At 51.0% G+C, this 416-nt stretch carries 1 protein-coding gene; it reads left to right on the forward strand.

The genetic code is table 11. The features are described 5' to 3' along the window. A partial coding sequence (locus tag ACNQ0T_RS23245; RefSeq protein ID WP_417930389.1) for a DUF5107 domain-containing protein occupies nt 1-416 on the forward strand: 416 nt, incomplete at both ends.

A 416-nucleotide genomic window follows, 5' to 3' on the forward strand; every position in this document is an offset into this window, starting at 1 on the left:
GGTTGATATCTCCCGTTATAAAAACGTCCCGGTACCCACTTCGTATATGGCGGAGAAGTCGTATTACGATTTTGTCGGCGCTTATCATCATGACGAGCGAGGCGGGTTACTGCATGTTGCCGATCACCATGTCTCTCCTGGCAAGAAACAGTGGAGCTGGGGGTACGGGGATTTTGGCCAGGCCTGGGATCGAAATCTGACTGATGAAAATGGCCCTTATATTGAGCTGATGACCGGCGTCTTCACCGATAACCAGCCTGACTTTACGTGGCTTGCGCCTTATGAAGAGAAGGTGTTTGTGCAAAATTTCCTTCCCTACAGCGAGTTAGGGATGGTGCAAAATGCCAATACACAGCTGGCACTGAAGCTGGTTCGCGAGTCTGGGCAACTGCAGCTTGGCGTATATGCCATTGCTC

Origin of the sequence: Enterobacter cloacae complex sp.6700776 (assembly GCF_048284255.1) — a bacterium.
Lineage (GTDB): Bacteria > Pseudomonadota > Gammaproteobacteria > Enterobacterales > Enterobacteriaceae > Enterobacter > Enterobacter intestinihominis.